Source organism: Halomonas halocynthiae DSM 14573, from assembly GCF_000425725.1.
In the GTDB taxonomy this organism is placed as follows: Bacteria; Pseudomonadota; Gammaproteobacteria; order Pseudomonadales; family Halomonadaceae; genus Halomonas; species Halomonas halocynthiae.
The window spans coordinates 49,632-72,546 of sequence record NZ_AUDZ01000018.1 but is presented as its reverse complement, the minus strand read 5'-3'; the positions used below and the strand labels follow the sequence as shown (position 1 = coordinate 72,546).

The 22,915-nt window shown below is 53.6% G+C and carries 17 protein-coding genes; 4 read left to right on the top strand and 13 right to left on the bottom strand.

Features of this window, described 5'->3' with window-relative positions; genetic code table 11:
* Positions 1-2,799: ESPR-type extended signal peptide-containing protein (locus H616_RS0105520; RefSeq protein ID WP_027966463.1), on the bottom strand; the 2,799-nt coding region annotated here is incomplete at its 3' end.
* Between the two features lie 563 nt (positions 2,800-3,362).
* Between H616_RS0105520 and xseA the strand changes: the two genes are divergently transcribed.
* The gene (gene xseA / locus H616_RS0105515) at positions 3,363-4,718 is read left to right on the top strand and encodes an exodeoxyribonuclease VII large subunit (RefSeq protein WP_027966462.1); all 1,356 of its coding nucleotides are present in this window, start codon (positions 3,363-3,365) and stop codon (positions 4,716-4,718) included.
* 2 nt (positions 4,719-4,720) lie between these two features.
* On the opposite strand, the gene H616_RS0105510 is transcribed toward xseA, so the two are convergent.
* From H616_RS0105510 to H616_RS0105485, 6 genes are all read right to left on the bottom strand, one after another.
* A complete protein-coding gene (locus tag H616_RS0105510; protein WP_240470536.1) occupies positions 4,721-6,121 on the bottom strand; it encodes a sigma 54-interacting transcriptional regulator in 1,401 nt (466 codons plus the stop codon).
* Between the two features lie 20 nt (positions 6,122-6,141).
* Positions 6,142-6,720 (bottom strand): hypothetical protein, encoded by a 579-nt coding sequence (locus H616_RS0105505; protein ID WP_027966460.1) that lies wholly within the window; start codon positions 6,718-6,720, stop codon positions 6,142-6,144.
* Positions 6,720-8,156, bottom strand: coding sequence for a sensor histidine kinase (locus H616_RS0105500; RefSeq protein WP_027966459.1), 1,437 nt, complete (start codon positions 8,154-8,156; stop codon positions 6,720-6,722). Before H616_RS0105500 ends, H616_RS0105505 begins: the two co-directional genes overlap by 1 nt.
* Positions 8,157-8,165: 9 nt before the next feature.
* Positions 8,166-9,476 carry an amino-acid N-acetyltransferase gene (gene argA, locus H616_RS0105495; RefSeq protein ID WP_027966458.1) on the bottom strand — a complete coding sequence of 437 codons (1,311 nt, stop codon included), beginning with the start codon at positions 9,474-9,476 and terminating at the stop codon, positions 8,166-8,168.
* Between the two features lie 136 nt (positions 9,477-9,612).
* Positions 9,613-10,878, bottom strand: coding sequence for an inorganic phosphate transporter (locus H616_RS0105490; RefSeq protein ID WP_027966457.1), 1,266 nt, complete (start codon positions 10,876-10,878; stop codon positions 9,613-9,615).
* 55 nt (positions 10,879-10,933) lie between these two features.
* Positions 10,934-11,614: a TIGR00153 family protein gene (locus H616_RS0105485; RefSeq protein ID WP_027966456.1), complete on the bottom strand. Its 681-nt coding sequence runs from the start codon at positions 11,612-11,614 to the stop codon at positions 10,934-10,936.
* A 112-nt stretch (positions 11,615-11,726) separates the two neighbouring features.
* Here H616_RS0105485 and H616_RS14280 point away from each other — a divergent pair, with 112 nt between their 5' ends.
* The gene (locus H616_RS14280; protein WP_169516155.1) at positions 11,727-12,617 is read left to right on the top strand and encodes a CYTH domain-containing protein; all 891 of its coding nucleotides are present in this window, start codon (positions 11,727-11,729) and stop codon (positions 12,615-12,617) included.
* Between the two features lie 4 nt (positions 12,618-12,621).
* On the top strand, positions 12,622-13,575 hold the full coding sequence (locus H616_RS14275) for an ion transporter (protein ID WP_051234023.1): 954 nt from the start codon (positions 12,622-12,624) through the stop codon (positions 13,573-13,575).
* Between the two features lie 52 nt (positions 13,576-13,627).
* Here the strand turns inward: H616_RS14275 and H616_RS0105470 are convergent, their stop codons facing one another.
* Positions 13,628-14,251, bottom strand: coding sequence for an L-threonylcarbamoyladenylate synthase (locus tag H616_RS0105470; protein WP_027966455.1), 624 nt, complete (start codon positions 14,249-14,251; stop codon positions 13,628-13,630).
* A gap of 105 nt (positions 14,252-14,356) precedes the next feature.
* Entirely contained in the window at positions 14,357-15,787 is a 1,431-nt protein-coding gene (cls, locus tag H616_RS0105465; protein ID WP_027966454.1) for a cardiolipin synthase, read from the bottom strand.
* A 427-nt stretch (positions 15,788-16,214) separates the two neighbouring features.
* Here cls and H616_RS0105460 point away from each other — a divergent pair, with 427 nt between their 5' ends.
* The gene (locus H616_RS0105460; protein ID WP_027966453.1) at positions 16,215-17,888 is read left to right on the top strand and encodes a BCCT family transporter; all 1,674 of its coding nucleotides are present in this window, start codon (positions 16,215-16,217) and stop codon (positions 17,886-17,888) included.
* 112 nt (positions 17,889-18,000) lie between these two features.
* Here the strand turns inward: H616_RS0105460 and H616_RS0105455 are convergent, their stop codons facing one another.
* The 4 genes from H616_RS0105455 to hflK all read right to left on the bottom strand — a co-directional run bounded on the left by H616_RS0105455 (position 18,001) and on the right by hflK (position 22,904).
* The gene (locus tag H616_RS0105455; RefSeq protein WP_027966452.1) at positions 18,001-19,296 is read right to left on the bottom strand and encodes an adenylosuccinate synthase; all 1,296 of its coding nucleotides are present in this window, start codon (positions 19,294-19,296) and stop codon (positions 18,001-18,003) included.
* Positions 19,297-19,359: 63 nt separating this feature from the next.
* On the bottom strand, positions 19,360-20,556 hold the full coding sequence (locus tag H616_RS0105450) for an ATP phosphoribosyltransferase regulatory subunit (protein WP_027966451.1): 1,197 nt from the start codon (positions 20,554-20,556) through the stop codon (positions 19,360-19,362).
* 216 nt (positions 20,557-20,772) lie between these two features.
* On the bottom strand, positions 20,773-21,651 hold the full coding sequence (hflC, locus tag H616_RS0105445; protein ID WP_027966450.1) for a protease modulator HflC: 879 nt from the start codon (positions 21,649-21,651) through the stop codon (positions 20,773-20,775).
* Positions 21,652-21,653: 2 nt separating this feature from the next.
* Positions 21,654-22,904, bottom strand: a complete 1,251-nt coding sequence (gene hflK / locus H616_RS0105440; RefSeq protein WP_027966449.1) for an FtsH protease activity modulator HflK — start codon at positions 22,902-22,904, stop codon at positions 21,654-21,656.
* Positions 22,905-22,915: the final 11 nt, after the last annotated feature.

The window sequence follows — 22,915 nt, the reverse complement described above, 5'->3', positions numbered from 1 at the left end:
TTCGATAAAGTTGGCCACGTTATCGTTCTGATCAATGGTTTTGACATTCACGCCGTCAATCTGGGTCACCACTTCCTGCAACCCGCTATCAGCCAGGTCCAGCTTGTCTTTCGTATCTTGGCTCAGATCCACCGCGTAGTCGGTCAGGTTGGTAGTCGGATCCTTGGTGCCTGCTGTCACCTCAACGGCTGTAGAGCCTGCGCTAACCGTGGTGCCATCCGCGTTAACGGTGTAGATGGTTCCGCCGTTCGGGTTATCTGTTGCCACCACATCGGCGACATTGGTGCCGGCCGCTACCTTTGATTGTCCTGCGATCAACTGACTGACGTTAACAGCATCATCAAGGGCAGTACCTGCTGCCACGCTGGTGATCTGACGGCTGCCGACATCGACTGCTGACTGAGCGGCTACTGTGCCGTCAATTGCTGCTGCATCAGCAGCGGAAGCACCAAAAGGTTTATAGCCTAATATTCCAGACCCCGTATCCGCTACAGAGTTAGAGCCCAGTGCGACGCTATCTTCCAACGTTGCTTGCGAGAAGCTGCCAATAGCCGTTGACTCTTCACCACTTGCCGAGGCTTCAGCACCGAAAGCGGCAGCATAGTCAGCTGTTGCCCATGCAGCACGACCAAAAGCAGTCGAGCTTAACCCAGTCGATAGTGATACCGTACCGACAGCCAGCGCATCCTGCCCCGTCGCCTGTGCTTCATTACCTGCAGCAAAAGACTGTAGGCCGCTTGAAGTGGCATCTTGCCCTATAACAATAGAGGCTTCGTTAGAAGCAGTATTGCGATTACCTAATGCCAGCGCATCGTCGCTAGTTACGGTGTTGTCGTTACCGACAATCCGGCTTTTATCAGCTACGTCTGATAGTGTATTGCGGTTACCGAAAGCCCCCGCCTCATCAGCAGCAATGGTGTTGTCATTACCGACAGAATAAGAACCTGCGCCGGTGATGGTTGTCGGGTCACCAAAGGCACCAGAACTAGCGCCTGATACTTCATTTGCAAAACCAATACTGATGCTTTTCTCGCCCGAGGCTTTGGCACCGCTACCCATGGCAATAGCATCTATACCGGTTGCCTGGCTACCCGTACCGACTGCAATGGTGTTTGCCTGAGTTGCTTGAGCCGACGTACCAAACGCAAGCGAATCATCTCCCGTGGCTTGGGTATTGTTAACCGTATCCTGCTCCCAGCCAGCGATGGATGATGAGCCCAATGCAAAAGCACGATTGCCACTCGCTAATGCCGATGTACCTAGAGCAACTGATTCTTCACCTGTAGACGTTGAGACAGGGCCTATCGATACACTACGCTCACCCGTTGCTGCGCTTTGATAGCCAACAGAAAGAGATTGATTCCCTGTCGCATAAGCGGCAGGGCCAAGTGCAAAGGCGCTGCCGCCAGAAGCAACTGCCGACCCACCAATCGCCACCCCGAGCGTCCCACTTGCATTGCTATTGGATCCAATCGCAATTCCACCGGCATCTACATTAGCTTCGGCACCTAGGGCAATAGCGGCGTTCTCTATGCTTTCTACGCCAATATCCACACCGTTATTATCATTGCGGCGATAGGTATAGAAGCCAAAAAGCGCACCTGTTGTTGATTCACTACCAATAGCAATGGCACGGTCTCCCTGAGCTAAGCTTTTATTACCCACAGCTACCGATAGCAAACCGTCCGCCTGTGCTCCCCCCGTGCCATTGAAGCCTTCTGTGGAACCGCCAATCGCGACGGTGCCATCGGCATTGGCTTGAGCACTTTGCCCCATAGCAATCGCGCCACTGCCCGAGGCAACCGATTCACGACCATAGGCCATGGACGTCACACCTGAGGCATTCGCAAGATTACCGATAGCCTGAGCACCATCTGCGGAAGCCACTGACGGGTTCCCGCGGTGAGAGCCAATCGAGATAGAATTACTTGCTTGAGCCTGGGCGCCGGCCCCCAATGCAGTACTGGTAGACGCTGATGCTTCAGCTCGAGCGCCCACAGCCACACCCCCCACACCCACACCACTAACATTAGCCTCTTGACCGATAGCCACACTGGCCTGAAGGCTAGCCGAGGCCTCGCCGCCGATGGCAATAGCATTCATGGCCGTCGCCTGCGCTCCACGTACATCATTACTACCAATGGCAATAGAGTGCGCGGCCGAAGCCGTTGTTGAATCTGCAACAGAGAGAGGATTGGCGTTGTCTGCGCCACCTGCGCCACCAATCGCAACAGCATTCCGAGCAGTTGCTTGGCTGCCGAAACCTAATGCCGTGCCAGAGACCCCTGTTGCACGGCTTTCTAACCCTATCGCAGTCGCCCACTGGGCCGCCCTGACATTAAAACCGAATGCGGCCCCGCCTTTTCCTGTAACTTCACTAAAAGTGCCGTAGACGGTTGCTGCTGTCTGATTATTTCCACTGGCATTACAGCCCGCAACGGTAGAGAAGGTACCAGAGCCGTCTACAGGATCTGCTGAGGTATTGCCTGCTGTTAACCTGCCAACTAGTGTCCCCCCAGATCCCACAGAGGTACAAGAACCACCATCTGAGGCAAATTTTCTTGCTTCCGCATCAGGAGCCCACGACGTAGAAAGTATGGCTGCACATGCCAGTGCAACGCCCAACGTTACTGGGCGCAAAAGATCCGTTAAAGACACCGGCCCCGATGGTTCCGAAACCTGGCCCACCTGTACTCTTTGGCCACGACTACCCGATTTTTGCTGGGAGCGAGCGGCTTCTGATGCCACGACTAAGCGCCCTAGGGTACGACTCCAGATAATTCGAAAAAAATTATTCATGTTTTTAATCCTCAACTATTAGTCAAATTTCTGAGCGTACACCTAGCGCCAATAATGCAATGCGGCCTACAAAAAACGTCACCGAAACAAGAGCCATCTCATGATGTCGATTCAACATTCATCGGCAAAGCCAGGTAATAGCTACCATTCATAGCAACACTAGGCGAAACCAGCCAAATATCGCGTTAAATTATTGAACCTTTGCACCTAATTTTTGTGACACTTATTTTACAATTCAAATAAACATTAGCTTGCTAGCATTTCTAAAATGATCTTCCCTAATAAAAATAAATAGCATGAGACTGTGCCATGTGACAACCACCTAGAATTGTTAAGTTCAACTTAATTTCAACAGTATCAGTACAACACAGCACTAGAGGTAAGCGCGCCAGAAGCTGCATCCCCTCGTATTGCGTTAATCCTCTACGATCATTATTTATAATCAATAGATATATGATTAAGCAAAAAAAACCTACCCGCTGGGTAACACTGCCTTACTCTGATTTAACGTCGCCACCATGTGGTAATCTACTTATCCGCCTCGCTGACAACGCTTACTCTCTATGCCAACCCTATTACCCTCCTCAACGGCTCCCTCTGATGTTCTTAGCGTCAGCGATATTAATCGGCGTGTTCGCCAGCAGTTAGAGCTTGGCATTGGCCAGGTGTGGATTGAGGGGGAGCTTTCTGGCGTATCGCGCCCAGTATCAGGGCATGTGTATTTCACGCTCAAAGACGCCACTGCCCAACTGCGCTGTGTCTTATTTCGCAGTCAAGCGCGCTTTGTAAGCTCTCCAATGCAGGATGGCGACCGGGTCAAGGTGCGTGGCGACATCTCGTTATATGAACCGCGCGGTGACTATCAGCTGCTGGCAAATGCCGTACAGCCAAGCGGTGAAGGCGAATTATGGGCAGCCTATGAGCAGCTTAAACAACGGCTGGATAACGAAGGTATATTCGCCAACAGTCGCCCTTTAGCTCACCCGCCACGACGCCTCCTAATGCTAACATCTGCTAACGGTGCCGCCATACGCGATGTGCTGGCGGTGCTCCAGCATCGCTGGCCGCTGGTAGAGGTAAGCCTGATACCCGTTCCTGTGCAGGGAAAAGCGGCCGCTCCGGCGATGATTGCTGCACTTAGCCTGTTGAATCGCCAATCAGCCTTGTGTGCTGAGCACGATGTGGTTTTGATAACACGCGGTGGAGGCAGCCTAGAGGATTTGTGGACATTTAACGACGAACACTTGGCTCGGGCGATTTTTCATTCTCGCCTGCCGGTCATGTCGGCGGTGGGCCATGAAGTGGATGTCACGCTGGCCGACTTTGCTGCCGACCGTCGCGCCCCTACACCGTCTGCTGCTGCCGAACAGCTGGTGCCTGAGCGCGCCATATTGGCTGGCCAAATTAAGGCTATCGAACGCCAGCTGGCTAGCAGCCAGCACCGCCGCTTACATAATGAGGCCCAACGCCTTGATTATTTACGCGCACGGCTACGTCATCCCGAAGCCGTGCTTACCCAACAAAACCGCGAATTATCACAGCTCAAAGCACGCCTGATACGCTCGACAGTCGCGAACCTGACCAAATCGCAACAACACCATCAGCAACTGCGCCAACGCCTTGAGCGTCGCTCACCTGGGCAGTATCTCAATGAAGAAAAACAAACGCTTGATGATCTCTACCGGCGCTTACACGCGGGAGTTCGGCGCGAACAGTTAACCCATCGGCAGCATTTGGCGGGAGTCATTCGTGAATTACAGGCCGTCAGCCCGCTTGCCGTGCTGGGGCGAGGCTACGCCATTGTGCAAGACGACAGCGGCCAGGTCATTCGTCAAGCTCAGGATACCCGGCCAGACCAACAGCTCAGCGTGCAGTTAGGAAAAGGGACGCTGCGTGTCAAGGTTGAGAAGAACCAATAGGCTCAGTCTTCGCTGCTGTAACATCCCCCCGATTTAAAGCTGGAAGGTTCGATAGCATGACGGGCCAGTAATTTATAAAAATCAGTACGGTTACGTCCGGCAATTCGAGCCGCCTGGGTCACATTGCCTTCGGTAATTTTTAGTACCTTGACCAGGTAGCGCCTTTCAAAGCCAGCCCTAGCATCGCTGAAACTTGGCAGCGCATTTTCTTCTGCCGCCAACGCCTGAGTCACTAATGCTTCGGGAATAATCGGCGCACGGCTCAACGCCACGCATTGCTCTACAACATTCACCAACTGGCGCACGTTACCCGGCCACGCGCTAGCCGCCAGCAAGCTCAGGGCTTCACGTGAAAACCCCGTTACAAACGGCCTATGCCGAGCCGCTGCCCGAGCGAGAAAATGGCGAGCTAATAACGGAACATCTTCAGCGCGCTCTTTCAACGACGGCAATCTCAGGTTGACCACGTTAAGCTGATAAAACAGGTCTTCTCGAAACTCGCCTTCGTGCATCGATTCAGCAAGGTCAATATCAGTCGCCGAGATCAAACGCACATCAACAGCAAAACTGGCGCTCGAGCCTAATGGGCGAACGTGGCCTTCCTGAAGCACACGCAACAGTTTGACTTGCAGTGTTGGTGGAATATCAGCGATGTCTTCCAGAAACAAACTGCCGCCATCTGCCGCCTGAAATAAGCCTCGGTGCTCATTAAGCGCTCCTGTAAAAGCGCCCTGAGTATGGCCAAACAGCTCACTTTCCAGCAGTTGTTCAGGCAAGGCGCTACAGTTAAGCGACAAAAAAGGATGGTCGGCCCGTGGGCTGGCTTTATGAATGGCCGCAGCCATCATCTCTTTGCCCGACCCCGACGGGCCAGTTAATAGCACGCTAACATCAGAGGCGGCGACCACTTTGGCTTGCTCAAGAATGCGCTCCATCTCAGGGCTGCGTGTAATAATCGCCGAACGCCAGCTCTCATCGTCATCTGCACTGCTTCCTGTACTCTGAGCCAGCGCCTCATCGATAGTCGCAAACAGTTCGTCACGATCGACGGGCTTAGTGAGAAAGCCGAAAACGCCTTCACGAGTAGCACCAACAGCATCGGGAATTGAGCCATGGGCGGTGAGAATAATAACCGGTAACCCCGGCATACGACGCTGGATTTCACGAAACAGCATTAAGCCATCCATTCCCTCCATGCGCATATCAGAGAGCACCAAGTCTGGACGCTCAGCCTCAAGACGCGTCAACGCTTGCTTGCCATTTGCAGCAGTTGTCACACGATAACCACGGCTTTGCAGGCGCATCCCCAACAGCTTGAGCAGGCTGGGGTCATCATCCACCAGTAACAGGTGGCCATTGTATCCGCTGCGAACCTCAGACTCTGTCGACATGCTGGCAGACATAGGTGCGTGGCTCCTTGGGTTTATTCGCGGTGCTGGCGAGCATTGATATTACGCTCGATCTCAGTCAGTGCTTCAATTTTGGTGGTCAACGTTTCAACGTTACTTTTCAGCTCATCAACCTGCTCTTGCAGCGCTCTGTTTTGCTGAGTTGTTACGCGTCGTGTTCGACGCGCCTCCGCTAGCTGGGCATTAGCTTTGCGGCGTTGCTCAAGCTCACCGACCCAGTAGTCAAACAGCGGCTGGAGGTTCTTGGGCGCCGTATCAATGTCAGCCTGAAACAAACTGAAGGCTTGGCTGCGCTGCGCTGCGCTCCCCCAGGCCAAGACGACTGCTTTGACTAAACGCTGGTCGCTACGTAGCGCTGATGCTTCATCCAACTGTGCCAATAAGCGACTGCGCCATTGCTCATCGCCCTGCTGAGAAGCCAGCCCATAAGCAACCCAACGATCAAGCAGGCACTCATCCTGCGTAAAATCCGGCATGTTACTCAGGCAGCTTAGCTCTTGGTTACCTTCTTCAAGACCCTCCATCAGTGGCAACACCTGACAGCCCGAGAGAAAGGCTCCCATGACACAGACCAGCAAAATACGTCGTTTCATTACAACGTCCTTGTATCAACAGGCGGTAGAACCAGCTGAAAACACACGGGCAGCCGGTCATCATCAACCAGTGCAAGCGTCCCCCGCTGAAGGCGCGCGCAATCGGATGCCACAGATAAACCAATACCCGAGCCTTTTAGCACACCTTTACGTCGTGCCTGCCCTTGATAAAAAGGGGTAAACAGTTTCTCACGATCACCCAGGGCAATCGCTTCACCACTATTGGCCACCTCAATAACCAGTGCGCTGGACGAACAATCGGCGCGAACTTCCAGGACCCCAGCATCCTCACCGTAGGCAACCGCATTGGAAATCAGATTATCCAGAATAGCGGTGGTTGCACTCGGAATGACATGCCAGTACAGCGGGCCATCAAATAGCGTCACGCGCATGCCTTTGCTTTTCAGTGCTAAGCGGTGCTTTGCCAATACCTCTCTGGCCAAAACAGCAACGTCTGCGCGAGATACCTCTTGGCTACGCCCTTGCTGTAGCACATTGTAATCCAGTAGCTGTTCAATCAATCGCTGCAATTCGCTACCGCTAGCGTCAATCAGCGCCAATACGTCACGCTGGCTTGCGGTCATTTCTCCAGCCACTCCGTCAGCCAACAACGATGCTCCCTCACGCACGCTAGCCAACGGCGTCTTGAGTTCATGAGACATATGCCGCAGAAACTGGCGCTTTTCTTCCTCTAACTCGTGCAGCCGCGAGGTGAGCCAGTCAAGCCGCTCATCGAGCCTAACCAATTCTGCTGGCCCTTGAATGGGGCGCTGAGGCGTTGTCTGACTACCACCAATGCTGAGTATACGTTTTTCCAAATGACTCACAGGACGAATAATAAGACGGGTAAACAAAAGCACCAGTAGCAGGCTGACAGAGACAAGCCCTAACGCCTGCCACCACAACTGTTCACGCACCTCTAGCGCTTGGGTGCGAATAGCATCCAAACGTTGATCAATCCGTGAATTAGTGGCCTGACGCATGGGTTCAATATGCTGAGACATATCTGAAAACTGACTTAACTGCTCACTAAACGCCTCGATGGGCAGCGCGCTTATACCAACCAACTCTTGCTGATAAGCCACTAGTGCCAAGACATCCGGGTCATCAGGCAACAGTTGATGATGCTGCTTAAGCAGGGCACTGTAATCTGCTAGCTGTTGATCAAACATGTTTAACAAGCTTGGTTCTTCAACCACTGCATACTGCCGAGCACTACGCTCCAAGTTCAGCGCAAGGCTGGCGATAGTATGTGCTCTGCGGGTTTCCTCAACCGCTTGACGCGCGCTCTTCTCAGCGACTTCCGACAACTCAAACAGCGCTTGCCCTGTCTGATACACCAGCACGGCCAACGGCAACATAACGGCAAAGAATGCCAGCAACAGCAATTGCAGCAAAGAACGCGGACGCCAGCGGCGTGATGCACCGGAAGACATGACGTAAAATTAGTCCAGCGCTTTGATTAAAATCCGCGAGCGCCGAGCATGGTTATAGGTCTCGCGGCGCAGGCTAGGCAGCTCCGACAGCTCGGCTGGCCTGAATCCATGCTCAACAAACCAGTGAGCGGTGTGCGTGGTCAATACAAATAGCGAATCTAACCCTCGTTCGCGCGCAAGGCGTATAACCTCGCTAAGTAGCAGCTCACCACGGTCTGCACCACGATAGTCCGCATGCACCACCACACACGCCAGTTCGCCGGCTGTTGAGTCTGGCTGGCTATGCAGGGCGGCACAAGCAATGATCATACCGTCGCGCTCAACCACCAGATAATCGTCAATATCAACTTCCAGGCGCTCGCGAGAGCGCGCCACTAGCATGCCGTTACGCTCAAGCGGAGCAACAAGCTCAAGCAGCCCTCCAATATCACTGACTTGCGCCTGACGAAGCTGTTCATAGCGCTGCTGAGTAATCATGGTGCCAACGCCGTCACGAGTAAACAGCTCCCCCAGCAGGGCTTCATGATCTTGCCAAGATATCAGATGAGTGCGCGCCACACCTTGGCGAGCCGCTTCACAAGCAGCAGCCAGATGACGTGACAACTCACTGCCCAATTCGGTATTTCCAAGCCAGGCATCCGCGTCACATGGCGTAAGCTGCCGCTGCAGAACACCGGCTTCAGTCAGGCCACTGGCTTCGCCCAGCAAAATGAGTTTATCCGCGCCCAACGCAATAGCCGTGCGGCATGCAACGTCGGCGGGCTCCAGCTCAAAGACTTCACCGGTGCTTGAAAAACCAATGGGTGGCAACAGCACCAGACTATTGGTGGCCAGCAGCTGCTCCAGAGCCTCTTTGCGTACTCGGCGCACTTCGCCACTACGTTCAAAATCCACGCCATCACGCACACCCAGCGGCTTAGCCATCACCAAGTTGCCTGACACCACCGTCATGTCCACCCCATGTAACGGTGAGTTAGGCAGGCCCAGCGATAATCGCGCCTCCAGCCAAAGCCGTTGCTCGGCCGCCACTCGCTCCACCAGCGCCATGGTGTCATCATCGGCTACCCAGCGCCCCAAGTGCTGGTCTGGTGTAATACCGACCGTGTCAAGCGCGGCGGCCAACTGGGCGCGAATACCCAGCACGACCACTAAGCGCACACCCAGGGTATGCAATAACGCTAAATCCTGAATCAACTGCTCACCACGGCCTTGTGCCACAGCTTCCCCTTCAATGAGGATGACAAAGGTCTGCCCGCGGTGAGCATTAATATAAGGAGAGGAATTACGGAACCAACCGACAAAAGGAAAGCGAGTCGACACAAGCCAGCTCCGACAATAAGAAGAGAAGAAAGGTGAATCAAATAACTATACACAATACAGCGCCAAGCACGCTAGCGCCGCTCATGATGACTGATGAGACATGATGAGCGGCGCTTTGGCAACGTGATGCGGTTTGTTAGCCGAAGATACCCTTGAACAGGAAGAAAAACAGGATGGCTAGCCCGCCACCCGCCGGCAGCGTAATCAACCAGGACATCACGATCGTACCGATAACCCTCAGGTTGAGCGCCTCCATGCCACGAGCCAGGCCAACCCCAAGCACTGCACCGACCAGCGTATGCGTTGTCGAGATGGGCAGCCCGGTGCCGGAAGCCAGCACGACTGTCGTGGCAGCAGCAAGCGTTGCGGCAAAACCACGGCTGGGCGTAAGTTCGGTAATACCGGTACCGACCGTAGCAATCACTCGACGGCCATAGGTCACCAGGCCAACCACAATACCGCCACCACCCAGCACCAGCACCCACCAGGGCACAGTGGCAGCACCATTAATATTACCATGGTCATACACTACGCTGATGACTGCCGCTAACGGCCCTACAGCATTAGCGACATCATTAGAACCATGAGCGAATGCCATGGCACACGCCGTAAACAACATCAGGACACCGAAAACCCGCTCAACACCTTCAAAGCCGAAAGTATCTGTTTTGCGTGAGCTTGGCACCAGACGGCGCTCCATCCAAATGCCCAGAAACATCAGTGCAATACCAAACAACAGCGAGTAAAGCAGGCTCCCTGCAAAACTGACGTCTAAGCCAATGTGTTTCAGCCCTTTGGTGAGGGTCACCATGGCGATGATAAAGCCCACCAACAACACATAGAATGGCACGTAACGCTTGGCTGCCTGCTCAGGGTTGTGGTTTTCAAAGATTAAATGCTGCACCGACTTGAACAACATAAATGCAATAGAGCCAGCCATTAGTGGCGACACGACCCAACTGGCAGCAATGTTACCAACACGCGACCAGTTTACTGCCTCAAATCCAAGGCCCGCCAACGCAAAACCGACAATCGCGCCAACAATAGAGTGCGTGGTCGATACCGGCCAGCCGCGCATTGATGCCAACAACAGCCAGCTACCCGCAGCCAAAAGCGAAGCCAACATGCCATAAACTAACAATTGAGGGTCATTCTCAAGCAGCGAGGGATCAATAATGCCCTTGCGAATTGTTTCGGTAACCTGCCCTCCTGCCAGCCATGCACCCAAAAACTCAAAAATAACAGCGATAACAATCGCCTGACGAATGGTGATGGCTCGTGAGCCCACCGAGGTTCCCATGGCGTTGGCAACATCATTGGCCCCGACACCCCAGGCCATGAAAAAGCCAAAGATACAAGCCATCCAGATAAAGACTTCACCGTATTGCGCGATGATCGACATGTGTAACTGTCCCTGCTGACGAATAGAAAACAGTAGAAAACGAAACAGGCGTCGCTTACTTGGCTGTCATGACCTGTAGACGATCTCCGACACGCTCTGCGCGGTCGGAAAGATCAGCGATACCATCGATGACGCGATACAAAAACATCACATCAACTGGCGGAAGCGTCGCTTCCAGTTCGAAGAGTCGACGGCGAACAGCTACCTGCTGCGAATCAACCTGGTGCTCCAAGTGATGCAGCTCACGCACGAGATTATCGATCACATCCGAAACGGCACGCCCAAAACCAGACTCCAGTAACCCTTTCAGCTCTTCCAGCGCTTCGCGCGCCTGGTTGACACAGGCTACCGAGGTACGTAAATAGTCACGCATGGAGGGTGCCAGCGCATCGGGCACCTGCATTTTTCGCCCCATCATGATACCGCTGATATCTCTTGCTTTATTCGCGATCTTATCCTGGGCACTGATCAAATCTAGCAAGTCTGAGCGCGACACCGGCAGAAACATGGTATTGGGCAAATTGAGGCGTAGTTCCGTTTTAAGATCATCAGCCTCATGCTCTAAACGCGTGATGTTTTCACGATGAATGCCGGCCTGCGTCCAGTCACCAGCAAGCGTTGTCTCAAAAAAGGGTAATAACTGTTCCGCACAGTCATCCACCTTGACGATGTGCTCAAGGAGCGGCTGGAATGGCGAGCGACCAAAGATCGCCGAGAAAGGGTTCGATGTCACCATGATTTTCCAAGTCATCCTTATCGGGAATTGACGCGAGGAAGTATAGTGATTCATCACCATAAATGACATGCAAAATAATAATGCTTTCACATTGCACAACAAAGGCGACCGAATGGCTGACGAAATTGAGCTCAAACTGGCACTTGCGAAAGAGGCTGTTGCACGGGTAAGCAGCCACTCCCTGCTGGCTAAGACAGAAGCCGTCTGCCAACAACTGCGCAACACCTATTTCGATACACCCGACGGCATACTGGAAGCTAATGGCTCAGCCCTGCGCATAAGACACGATGGAAAACGCTATATTCAAACCCTGAAAACGCGTGGCCACAGCGAAGGCGGGCTATCGCGGCGTGGTGAATGGGAGTGGCAGCTTGCCGCCCCCGAGCTAAACCTCAACGCCCTGGCAGAACTCCCCGTTATGGCAAGCCTTGGCACATCTCAACTGTCACAACTGGGCGCAATTTTCACCACTGACTTTCAACGAAACACTTGGCGGCTAGACACGCCCGAGTCACAGATAGAAGTCGCTCTTGACCAGGGCGAGATTCATACCGGCTCAACAGCGCACAGAGTCACTATCTGTGAGCTAGAGCTGGAGCTAAAAAGTGGCAGCGCCAATGCTCTGTTAGACATAGCCGACACGCTGGCACAACACATTCCCCTGCGCCCTTCGGATACCAGTAAAGCCGCGCGCGGTAATTTCCTGCGTGGCCACCCCTGGCAATTGCCGCCACATAGCGCGCCGTTGCAGCGCGCTCTTGTCGCCCTTGATGCACTGAATGATACTGAGCAGCTGCACTGGCTTGCACACGCTCGTCAATCGCTGGGTACACTGGCTGAATCTACCGACCAGTACGTTCGTCAACCGGCCAGCATGTTGCTGGAAAGGATTGACCCTGCATCGCCCCCACTGCCCTGGGACTTACACTGCGGCCAGCTTGCACTGCGTCTCGTGCGCCAGATAGCAGGTCAGCGACACAACTGCCATACCCATCAAGGATGATGCCGTGGATCCATACCACCTGAAACCAGCTAAACAAGGCTTGCGCACCAGGCTTTTCCAGATCATCTTTGAGTCTGACACGCCGCTCGCCAAAGGCTTTGATATCGCCCTGATCGGCCTGATTATTGTCAGCGTCCTGGTGGTCATACTCGAAAGCATAACCTCGCTCCGCTCCGAGTACGCCAGCTGGTTCACTCTTGCTGAATGGAGCTTTACCAGCCTATTTACCATCGAGCTGGCACTGCGGCTGTATTGTTTAGAGCGCCCGGCGCGCTACCTGCGCAGCTTTTATGGGGTGCTTGATGTGATTGCGATTCTTCCTGCGTGGTTAGCTCTGCTGCTGCCAGGCGCTCAATCACTCGTGGTGCTGCGTTTACTACGAACATTGCGCATCTTTCGGGTATTACGATTGATGGAGTTTGTTGGCGAGGGACAGCTCCTGCTCAGCGCCATGCAGCGCAGCAGTCGTCAAATCGTGCTGTTTCTGTTCACGGTGTTTATGATCGTGACAATTTTCGCCTCGCTGATGTACCTGATAGAGCCAATAGAGGCAGGGTTTACCAGCATTCCACGCGCCATTTACTGGGCGGTGGTCACGCTAACTACCGTAGGCTTTGGCGACATTACGCCCGTAACACCTCTCGGCCAGGCAATATCAGTCATCGTCATGCTGATCGGCTATTCCATCATCGCCGTACCTACCGGCATATTTTCTGCCGAAGTCATCCGCTCAATTCGCGCCGACCGGTACTCCGACGAGGCCTGCCCCGGCTGTGGGCATGATCGCCACGAGAAACGGGCCCGTTATTGCTTGCGCTGCGGTACTTGGCTGGATGAACACTCGCCAGACCCTAACAAGGAGGAACCAGAAAAAGACGAAGAAGAGAATAAGGAAAAAAGCGCTGATCCTGACCCAGCATCTGCTTCACACGCTGACACCCCCTCAGATAAGCAATGATCCTAGGGCCAGGCAGAGATAGCCCGGTGCTGCTCACCGGGCCACGGCTAACTCAATCAACAAACGGCGACACGTCTCCGCGCCCCTCACGCATAATGACCGGCGGCACATCGCGCAGGTCGATCACACTTGTCGGTTCCAAGTGACAAGCACCGCCATCAATAATTAAGTCCAGCTGGGAGCTGAAACGCTCACGAATCTCTTCAGCATCTGTCATCGGCTGACTGTCCCCCTCAGGAATCAGCGTTACACTCATCAAGGGCTCACCCAGTGCATCCAGCAAGGCGCGAGTAATGGCATGATCAGGTACGCGCACCCCAATGGAACGCCGCTTAGGATGCAGCAGCAACCGTGGTACTTCATTGGTAGCGTGCAGAATGAACGTATACGCCCCAGGCGTATGGGCTTTCAGTAGCCGGAATACCGTATTTTCTAACTTGGCATAGGTGCCAATCTCTGACAGGTCTGAGCATACCAGGGTGAAATTGTGCTTATCATCCAATGAGCGCAGTCGCTTAATACGATCAACTGCCTTTTTCTCACCCAGCCGACAACCCAAGGCATAGCCAGAGTCAGTCGGGTAGGCAATAACTCCCCCTTTATTAATGATTTGGATTGCCTGGTCAATCAGGCGTTTCTGGGGGGTTTCCGAATGAATTTGGAAAAATTGACTCATGGTCTCTCCTGGTGCTCCAAAAAATAAACGTGTCCAACTGCCTGCCACTACCCCGGAGGTCGCTTGATTAAGCCTGACACCGAGCCAAATTGAATCAAACCACCCCTATAACACCGGGCCAATGGTTGCGATCACATTGTTCCAGATATTGCGATAGTGCGGCCAAGCCAGCACGTCAGGCAGTGCTACAGCATCGGAACAGTCAAGGTATTCTTGCTGACGCGAGACAACCGCCTGTGTCGTGGCCTCATCATACAACAGGATATTATTCTCATAGTTCAGATCAAAGCTACGCAAATCTAGGTTAGTAGAGCCAATCAGGGTAACTTTGCCATCAATAGTCAGGGTCTTGGCATGTAGCAAACCGTCTCTGTATTCATGAATAAAGCAGCCGGCTCCCAATAGGCGATGGTAATAGCTGTGGCTGACCGCAGCGACGATCCAGCTGTCATTCTTGCGTGGGTAGATCAGAGTCACCGTAACACCACGATGCGCAGCAGCACACAGCGCTTCCAGAACAGTCGCGTCGGGCACAAAATACGGTGTAGACAGAATCAGCTCGTGCTGAGCACTGGCAATCAGGTTAGAAAACAACTGCGGCGTAGCAGCACGCCGCTCTGTGGGACCAACACCCATCACCTGAGCAGGAAAGCCACCCGCCTCAGGCTCAAGCACTAACGTAAAACCCGCTAGGCTCTCACCCGTAGCCTGCATCCAGTCACTGGCAAACAATAGCTGGTTCTGGGCCACCACCGGCCCAGTAAAACGCATCATAATATCGACCCAAGGCGCAAACTTGGCCTTGGGCAAAAACTCAGGATCAGCCGAGTTACGGCTACCGCAGTAAGTAATGCGCCCATCAATGACGGTAATCTTGCGGTGATTGCGTAAATCAAACCGGCTGGTCAGCATCACCTTAATCGGCCGCTTCAGTGGCAAAGCTACCGCCAACTGCACACCAGCCTCTTTCATACGACGCCAAAGTGCCGATTTGAGCAAAGCGCGTGACCCAAGACCATCGGCCATGGCACGGCAAGTCACCCCTCGGTGAGAGGCCCGGATTAACGCTTCAGCCAGCGCTTTGCCCGTTGTATCATCCAGCCAAATATAATAGAGCACATGTACATGCTCAGTGGCCTCGTCGATATCTTCAATAATACGCTGAACGCTAGTATTGGCATCGGCCATCAGCTCAGCAGTGTTTCCAGCCACGGTATGAAAACCATTGATTGAAGAAGCGTACAAAAATGCTTGTCGATATACCGGCTCAACCAACCGGTTCGCTGCCCCCTTCTCCCCCATAAAGTCTGACGCACTACCTGAAATTTCATCAAAAATCTCATCGTGACGCTTCTGCGAGCGCTTGCCGATATCAATCTCACCAAACAGAAAATATACCGCCACACCAAAATATGGCATAACGTTGAGAATGATGAACCATGCCAGACGCGCAGGGGGAGACAAATCATTACGAATCAGGATGCGTAACGTGAAGATAAATACCAACAGGCCGTGAAGAACAACAACAATTGCCATCTGACTTCCTCTAAAGAGTAAAACCTAAAAGCAGGAAAAGGAGTGCCGCTAGGCGCAACAAAATATGCAGGGAACCTTATCAGGATTCAAATGTGACGGGCATCCGTAATGCTGAGTAAAAGCAGATATCATTCAGCAGCTATCTCTTTTTGCCAACAGGTGGTTATAAATCACCCGCGTTTTGATTAAAATAGATTATCTATTGCGTACATACAGAGGCTCATGCGTCTAATCGGCATCCTAGCCACCTTCAACCGATATGCTTCGTTACGGAGCAGCGGCCTGCAAAAAGGTCTTGCAACTCATTGACCTTCACACCTCAGCTTGCTTAAGTCGTCATACACAGCCCAATGGCTGCAAGGTCGCCAAACAGCAACGGAATACAAGGAATTTCCAGCTTGTTTTTCATCAACAGGGAGAAGAGATTGTGACTACCAATCCGCACAATAATAAACCCGCGCCCCCAGACGAAAGCTCTGAAGGCATTCCCGCCCCAGAGGGGGCAGCCAATCTAATCGACACCGATTACGTCATCGGCCAGGACAACATTTCCACCAGTAAGTTTGGGGTACCGGTTGACCTGCACAGCGTAGTTTTCAGCGTCTCATCGCTGATCGTTCTGCTGTTTGTGATTCTAACACTGGCACTACAGTCCGAAGTCGAGCCACTGTTCAACAGTGTATTCAACTACCTCACCGGTAATCTCAGCTGGGTATTCTTGTTCGGCGGCAACATTTTTGTTCTGGTCGCGCTGGGCATCGTTTTATCACCGCTGGGAAAAGTGCGTATTGGTGGCGCAGAGGCGACACCAGATTTCAGCTACACCGGCTGGTTTGCCATGCTATTTGCCGCAGGCATGGGCATTGGCTTGATGTTCTACGGCGTCGCCGAGCCTATGTCGCACTTTGATGCAGCGATGGGTGGCGTTAGCGTTGGCGAGGATGGGATACGCACCGACTGGGCACCGCTAGGCGGGGCAGAAGGTAATACGCAAGGTGCCCAGGCACTAGGCATGGCCGCCACCATATTCCACTGGGGCTTACACCCTTGGGGTGCCTACGCCATCGTCGGGCTATCATTGGCTATTTTTGCCTTCAACAAAGGCCTGCCACTGACCATGCGCTCGATCTTTTACCCTGTATTAGGTGAGCGTATCTGGGGCTGGCCTGGGCACGTCATCGACGTACTTGCGGTCTTTGCCACACTATTTGGTTTGGCGACTTCGCTAGGACTAGGCGCAACTCAAGCAGCATCCGGCTTGAATGAGCTGTTTGGCATTCCCAACACCAATACCACCATGGTACTGCTGATATTAGGCATTACTCTTGTGGCGTTGCTTTCTGTTGTTGCCGGTGTCGACAAAGGTGTTCAGCGGCTTTCCCAGGTGAATATGGCGCTGGCGTTTCTGTTGCTTTTCTTTGTGATTGCCGTCGGCCCAACACTGGCAATTGCAACGGGCTTTTTCTCAAATCTAGGCAGCTACGTAACGCACCTACCGGCGTTGTCCAATCCATTTGGACGTGAAGATGCCAACTTTGTGCAAGGCTGGACAGCCTTTTACTGGGCCTGGTGGATTTCCTGGTCACCCTTTGTCGGCATGTTTATCGCCCGTGTCAGCCGCGGTCGTAGCGTGCGCGAGTTCCTGATTGCTGTATTGCTGGTGCCAACACTGGTCTCTGTCTTGTGGATGACCGCCTTTGGTGGCACAGCTATCGACCAGGTAATCAACGACGGCTTCCTGGGTGCCAAAGAAGCAGCTCTAGACCTGAAACTGTTCGCCATGTTGGGTGAACTTCCCTTGACTGCCATCACTTCCTTTGTGGGCATCATTCTGGTCATGGTGTTTTTCATCACATCATCTGACTCCGGCTCGCTAGTCATCGACTCCATCACCGCAGGTGGCAAGGTCGACGCTCCCAAGCCTCAACGAGTCTTTTGGGCACTGATTGAGGGCGGCATCGCTATTGCTCTGCTGATTGGCGGCGGGCTGACCGCACTTCAAGCGGCGTCCGTGTCAACGGGTCTGCCCTTTACTCTGGTGCTTTTGGTGGGATGTTACTCACTGATCAAGGGCCTGATGAGTGAACCAAGAAGTGTCTGACACCTCACCCAGTGCGTCGCGAGTAAGGCGCAAATAAAAAGCGACGCTATCAAAAAACCCCGCCATGATTCATTCATGGCGGGGTTTTAGTTTCACCCAGCGATTTACCCCATCAGTCTATGAAAGGGTTCCGCAGCACGATAGTTTCGTTACGATCAGGTCCTGTGGATACGATATCGATTGGCGTACCAATCTGCTCTTCTAGGAACTCAATATAAGCTCTAGCATTAGCTGGTAGCTCATCAAGACTGCGCGCCCCCAGTGTCGACTCGCCCCAACCGGGCATTTCGTGATACACCGGCTCAACATCGGCGTAGCCCTCTGCATCGACGGGCGATTCCAACACCTTGCCGTCTTTACAGCGATAGCCAACGCAAACCTGAATCGCATCCATGCCATCAAGCACGTCCAGCTTGGTCAGGCAGACACCAGAAATCGAGTTGATCTGAACGGCATGGCGCAACACCACAACATCAAACCAGCCACAACGACGCGCGCGGCCGGTAGTCGCACCAAACTCATGCCCTTTTTCGGCCAGGTGACGACCGTTGTCATCAAACAGCTCGGTAGGGAATGGCCCTGCGCCAACCCTCGTGGTGTAGGCCTTGGTAATACCCAGCACGTAGTCAAGATATAACGGTCCCACACCCGAGCCCGTGGCGGTTCCTCCAGCGGTGGTGTTAGAGCTGGTAACAAAAGGATAGGTACCGTGATCAATATCTAACAATGAGCCCTGGGCACCTTCAAACAAGATATTCTTGCCCGCCTTGCGTACATCATGCACCAAGCCCACAGTGTCACACACGAGATCGCGCAGCTCATCGGCCATACGCAGCGTGTCATCCAGCACCTGCTGAAAATCTACGGGCTCAACCTTGTGGTACTGGGTAAGTACAAAGTTATGGTACTCAAGCACTTCTTTGAGCTTGGCTTCTAAACGCTCAGGACACAGCATGTCGCCAAGCCGCAGGCCACGGCGTGCCACCTTATCTTCATAAGCCGGGCCAATGCCACGCCCAGTCGTGCCAATTTTTGCCTCACCACGATCTTTCTCACGCGCCTGATCCAAGTAGGCATGGTAAGGAAGAATCAATGTGCAGGCAGGCGATAGGCGCAAGCGCTCACGCACCTGCACCCCCTTGGCTTCAAGCTTATGGATTTCGTCAAGCAGCGCTTCTGGCGACAGAACCACCCCGTTACCAATAACGCAGGTTTTTCCTGGCCATAAAATGCCCGAAGGAATCAGGTGTAATACGGTTTTTTCGCCGTCGATCACCAGCGTATGGCCGGCATTATGGCCACCCTGAAAGCGCACGACGGTATCGGCAGACTCAGTCAACAGATCAACGACCTTGCCCTTGCCTTCGTCACCCCACTGGGTACCCAGTACCACTACATTCTTGCCCATTGCTCTCATCTCTCATTGCAGCGCCCGGCTGTGGCCGGCGCGTCAGATTTTGTGGTCAGACGCTTAGGTCTGATCAGCGGCTGGCGTAAAAGCCACCACCTTCCAGCCACCATCAGCCATTTCTAGCTGACGAAGGCAACCATGTTCAGCAGGCCCAGTGCGCTGCCCAGGTAACGCCTGAACGACTCGCTCGCCCTGCCCACGTAAACGGCTGACCGCCTCAGCCAAGCCATCACCGCTAGCCGGTGCCCAAATAGCCTGACTGACCTGCACGTCGCTGGACAGTCCTGCCAGATGCTTGAGGTCCATAGAGAACCCAGTGGCCGGACGCGCACGCCCAAAGGCACGCCCTGTATCGTCATAGCGCCCACCTTTGACCAGCGCTTGACCGTAGCCCGGTACATAAGCCGCAAACATCATGCCTGTGTGATATTTGAAGCCACGCAGCTCTGCCATATCAAAGAACAGAGCCACCTCAGGAAACTCAGCGCTGACACCACGGCTCAATGCTTGCAGCTGATCCAGCGCGGCACCTACAGCCTGAGGCGCTTCAGAGAACGCCTCTCGAGCTTGCTCCAGGACGTCTGGGCCACCGTTAAGCTCACCTAACGCACAAAACATTGCGGCAAGCTCTGGGTCTGCTACCGCCGCCTCGACCTGACTAGCCAGCTCGCCGGGTGACTTGAGACGCAGCGCACTGAAAATTGCCTGCTCATCGTCTGCATTCAATTCAGCACTTTCTACCAGGCTACGATAAATTCCGATATGACCAATGGCTAAATGAACCTCACTCGCCCCGGCAGCAGTAAGACTGGCGAGCGCCAAACGCAGTATTTCCAGGTCAGCATCAATGCCGGCATGACCGAACAGCTCAAGGCCCACCTGAACCGGGCTACGGCTACCCTGGGGATGGTCCGGCTTGGCACGTAGCACATTGGTGCAATAACACAACCGCGCAGGCCCCTGGCGCTTGAGCGAATGTGCATCCATGCGCGCCACCTGAGGCGTTACATCAGCACTGGCACCCATCATTCGACCCGTCAGCTGATCGGTCAGTTTGATGGTCTGCAGATCCAGCTCACTACCGGGGCCTGTCAGCAAGGAGTCAAGAAACTCCACCGATGGCGGCATGACTTGGTCATAACCCCAGCGGTCATACAGATCAAGCAAGTTGCGCCGTAGCTTCTCCATGCGTCCAGCCTGAGGCGGCAGCACTTCGTCGATGCCGTCGGGCAGCAACCAGCGGTCAGCGATGGTCATGTGGTTTTTCCTGCAAAACAAATGAATGGCCTGTGACACAACGCCTGTTGTGACATAGCGGCAGGCACGGACACGCCGTCGAGGTCACAGAGGTGGCCACAAAAAAACCGGGCGCGCCCGGTATGTTTCACGCCAAGTCTATCATATCTGACTAAGCGTTGAAGCTTCCGGACCCACGACTGAGCATAAGATCCGGAAGCCGTTTACGTCTAACGTTTACTCGCGACCAAGCGGCTGCTTCAAGAACTGGAAGAAGTCGCTGGACGGGTCCAGCACCAGCAAATCATTCTCGCCGCCGAAGCTTTGACGATATGCTTCCATGCTACGCCAGAAAGTATAGAACTCTTCATTCTGGCCATAGGCTTGAGCATAAATGCTTGCGGCCTCAGCGTCACCCTCACCACGCAGGGTTTCAGAACGTTCCGACGCCTGTGCTAGCAACACTTGGCGACGACGGTCCGCATTAGCCTGAATACGCTCGGATTCTTCCTGCCCCTGAGCACGCCATTCGCGAGCTTCACGCTCACGCTCAGAGCGCATACGATCATACACTGCACTAGATACATCTTCGGGCAGGTCGATCCGCTTAACACGAATGTCTCGAATTGCTACGCCTAGCTCTTCGCGCATCAGTCGGTTGAGCTCCTGAGTCGGCCCACTCATCAGGTCGTCGCGGCGCTCAGAAATAATTTGCTGCAGATTCAACCGGCCAAACTCATTACGCAGGCTTTCATCAACTCGCGGTTCAATCAAACGCACTGCCTGCAACTCATCGCCTGCAGTCGCCTCGTAATAGCGGGTCGGATTGATAACCTGCCACTGAACATAAGAGTCGACCACTACCGCTTTCTGCTCCAGAGTCAGATAACGGCTAGCCTGAGTATCCAGCGTCAGTACCCGCGTATCAAACTTACGAATCGTTTGAGTAATGGGCACTTTGGCATGCAATCCGGGCTGAATATCTTCTTCGATAATCTCACCGAAACGCAGCTTAACCGCACGCTCAGTCGCATCGACAACATACAGTGAGTTACTGGCCAACCAGGCTATTGCAGCAAGGCCGCCGACAATCAGTAAAGAACGGTTATTGATCATCGTTAACGACCCTCCCGGCGAATACCGCTGGTGGTAGCACTGTTGCTATTGCTGCTCGAGCTGTTACCGCTGCTGGAAGAGCGGCTGTCGCTATTCACATCCACTGGCAGTTCAACCTGACGGGATGGACTGCTGCCATCGCTAGAACTGCTGCCACCCAGCGAGGATGTCAAACGCTCCAACGGCAACACCATCAACGGGCTTTGCTCGCTCACATCAATCAGCATTTTGGCATTATTGCCATACACTTCTGTCAACGTATCGAGATACAGGCGCTGACGCAGAATTTCAGGGGCCAGCTCATACTCGGCTAATAGCGCACTAAAGCGATTCGCCTGACCACGCGACTCTGCAACCACCGACTCACGATACCCTTGCCCCTGCTCAATCAAACGCTGCGCTTGACCTTGAGCTTTAGGAATAATGGCATTGGCATAAGCCATCGCTTGGTTGATCGTACGCTGACGATCTTCACGGGCACGAATAACGTCGTCAAACGCATCACGTACCGCATCTGGCGGTGATGTCGATTCAACGTTGATCGTTTGCAAACGAATACCCGCACCATAACTATCAAGATAAGACTGCAAACGACTGAAAACAGCACTGCCCAGAATCTCACGGCCAGAGGTCAGGATATCAATCATATCCGTTCCACCCACCACATGACGCAACGCCGAGTCCAATGCGTTTTCCATCGACAAGGCTGGGTCACGCACATTCAGCAGAAAGTCTTTAGGACTGGCCACCTGATACTGAGCAGAGATTTCTACCGATACAATATTTTCATCCTGGGTCAGCATTGTCTGTGTTTGCTGTAGCGAGCGCACACGAGTCACGTTAACCATGCGGACTTCGTCAATCAGCGGCGGATTCCAATGCAACCCCGGCGTAACAATTTCCTGGAACTCACCGAAACGCAGCACCACACCGCGCTCTGCCTGATCAACTAAGTAGAAGCCTGAGGCTCCCCAAAAAGCCAGCGCAACAACAACCAGCAAGCCAGGCAACGTAAAGGGGCTGCGCGACAACTTGCCGCCACCGCCTTTGTTACCACCGCCGCCATTCTTGTTGCCATTATTTTTTTTACGACCGCCCAACATACCGTTGAGCTTGTCCTGAAACTTCTTCAGAGCTTCATCCAGGTCTGGCGGGCCTTGATCCTTCTTACCCCCACCACCATTATCGCCACGGCGTCCGCCACTTCCCCAAGGGTCGTGCTGGTTGCCGCCTCCCGGCTCATTCCAGGCCATAAATCCTTCTC

Coding starts and splice junctions, on each gene's coding strand:
- xseA (WP_027966462.1), top strand. CDS start 3,363: ATGCCAACCCTATTACCCTCCTCAACGGCTCCCTCTGATGTTCTTAGC.
- H616_RS0105510 (WP_240470536.1), bottom strand. CDS start 6,121: ATGTCTGCCAGCATGTCGACAGAGTCTGAGGTTCGCAGCGGATACAAT.
- H616_RS0105505 (WP_027966460.1), bottom strand. CDS start 6,720: ATGAAACGACGTATTTTGCTGGTCTGTGTCATGGGAGCCTTTCTCTCG.
- H616_RS0105500 (WP_027966459.1), bottom strand. CDS start 8,156: ATGTCTTCCGGTGCATCACGCCGCTGGCGTCCGCGTTCTTTGCTGCAA.
- H616_RS0105490 (WP_027966457.1), bottom strand. CDS start 10,878: ATGTCGATCATCGCGCAATACGGTGAAGTCTTTATCTGGATGGCTTGT.
- H616_RS0105485 (WP_027966456.1), bottom strand. CDS start 11,614: ATGGTGACATCGAACCCTTTCTCGGCGATCTTTGGTCGCTCGCCATTC.
- H616_RS14280 (WP_169516155.1), top strand. CDS start 11,727: ATGGCTGACGAAATTGAGCTCAAACTGGCACTTGCGAAAGAGGCTGTT.
- H616_RS0105470 (WP_027966455.1), bottom strand. CDS start 14,251: ATGAGTCAATTTTTCCAAATTCATTCGGAAACCCCCCAGAAACGCCTG.
- cls (WP_027966454.1), bottom strand. CDS start 15,787: ATGGCAATTGTTGTTGTTCTTCACGGCCTGTTGGTATTTATCTTCACG.
- H616_RS0105455 (WP_027966452.1), bottom strand. CDS start 19,296: ATGGGCAAGAATGTAGTGGTACTGGGTACCCAGTGGGGTGACGAAGGC.
- H616_RS0105450 (WP_027966451.1), bottom strand. CDS start 20,556: ATGACCATCGCTGACCGCTGGTTGCTGCCCGACGGCATCGACGAAGTG.
- hflC (WP_027966450.1), bottom strand. CDS start 21,651: ATGATCAATAACCGTTCTTTACTGATTGTCGGCGGCCTTGCTGCAATA.
- hflK (WP_027966449.1), bottom strand. CDS start 22,904: ATGGCCTGGAATGAGCCGGGAGGCGGCAACCAGCACGACCCTTGGGGA.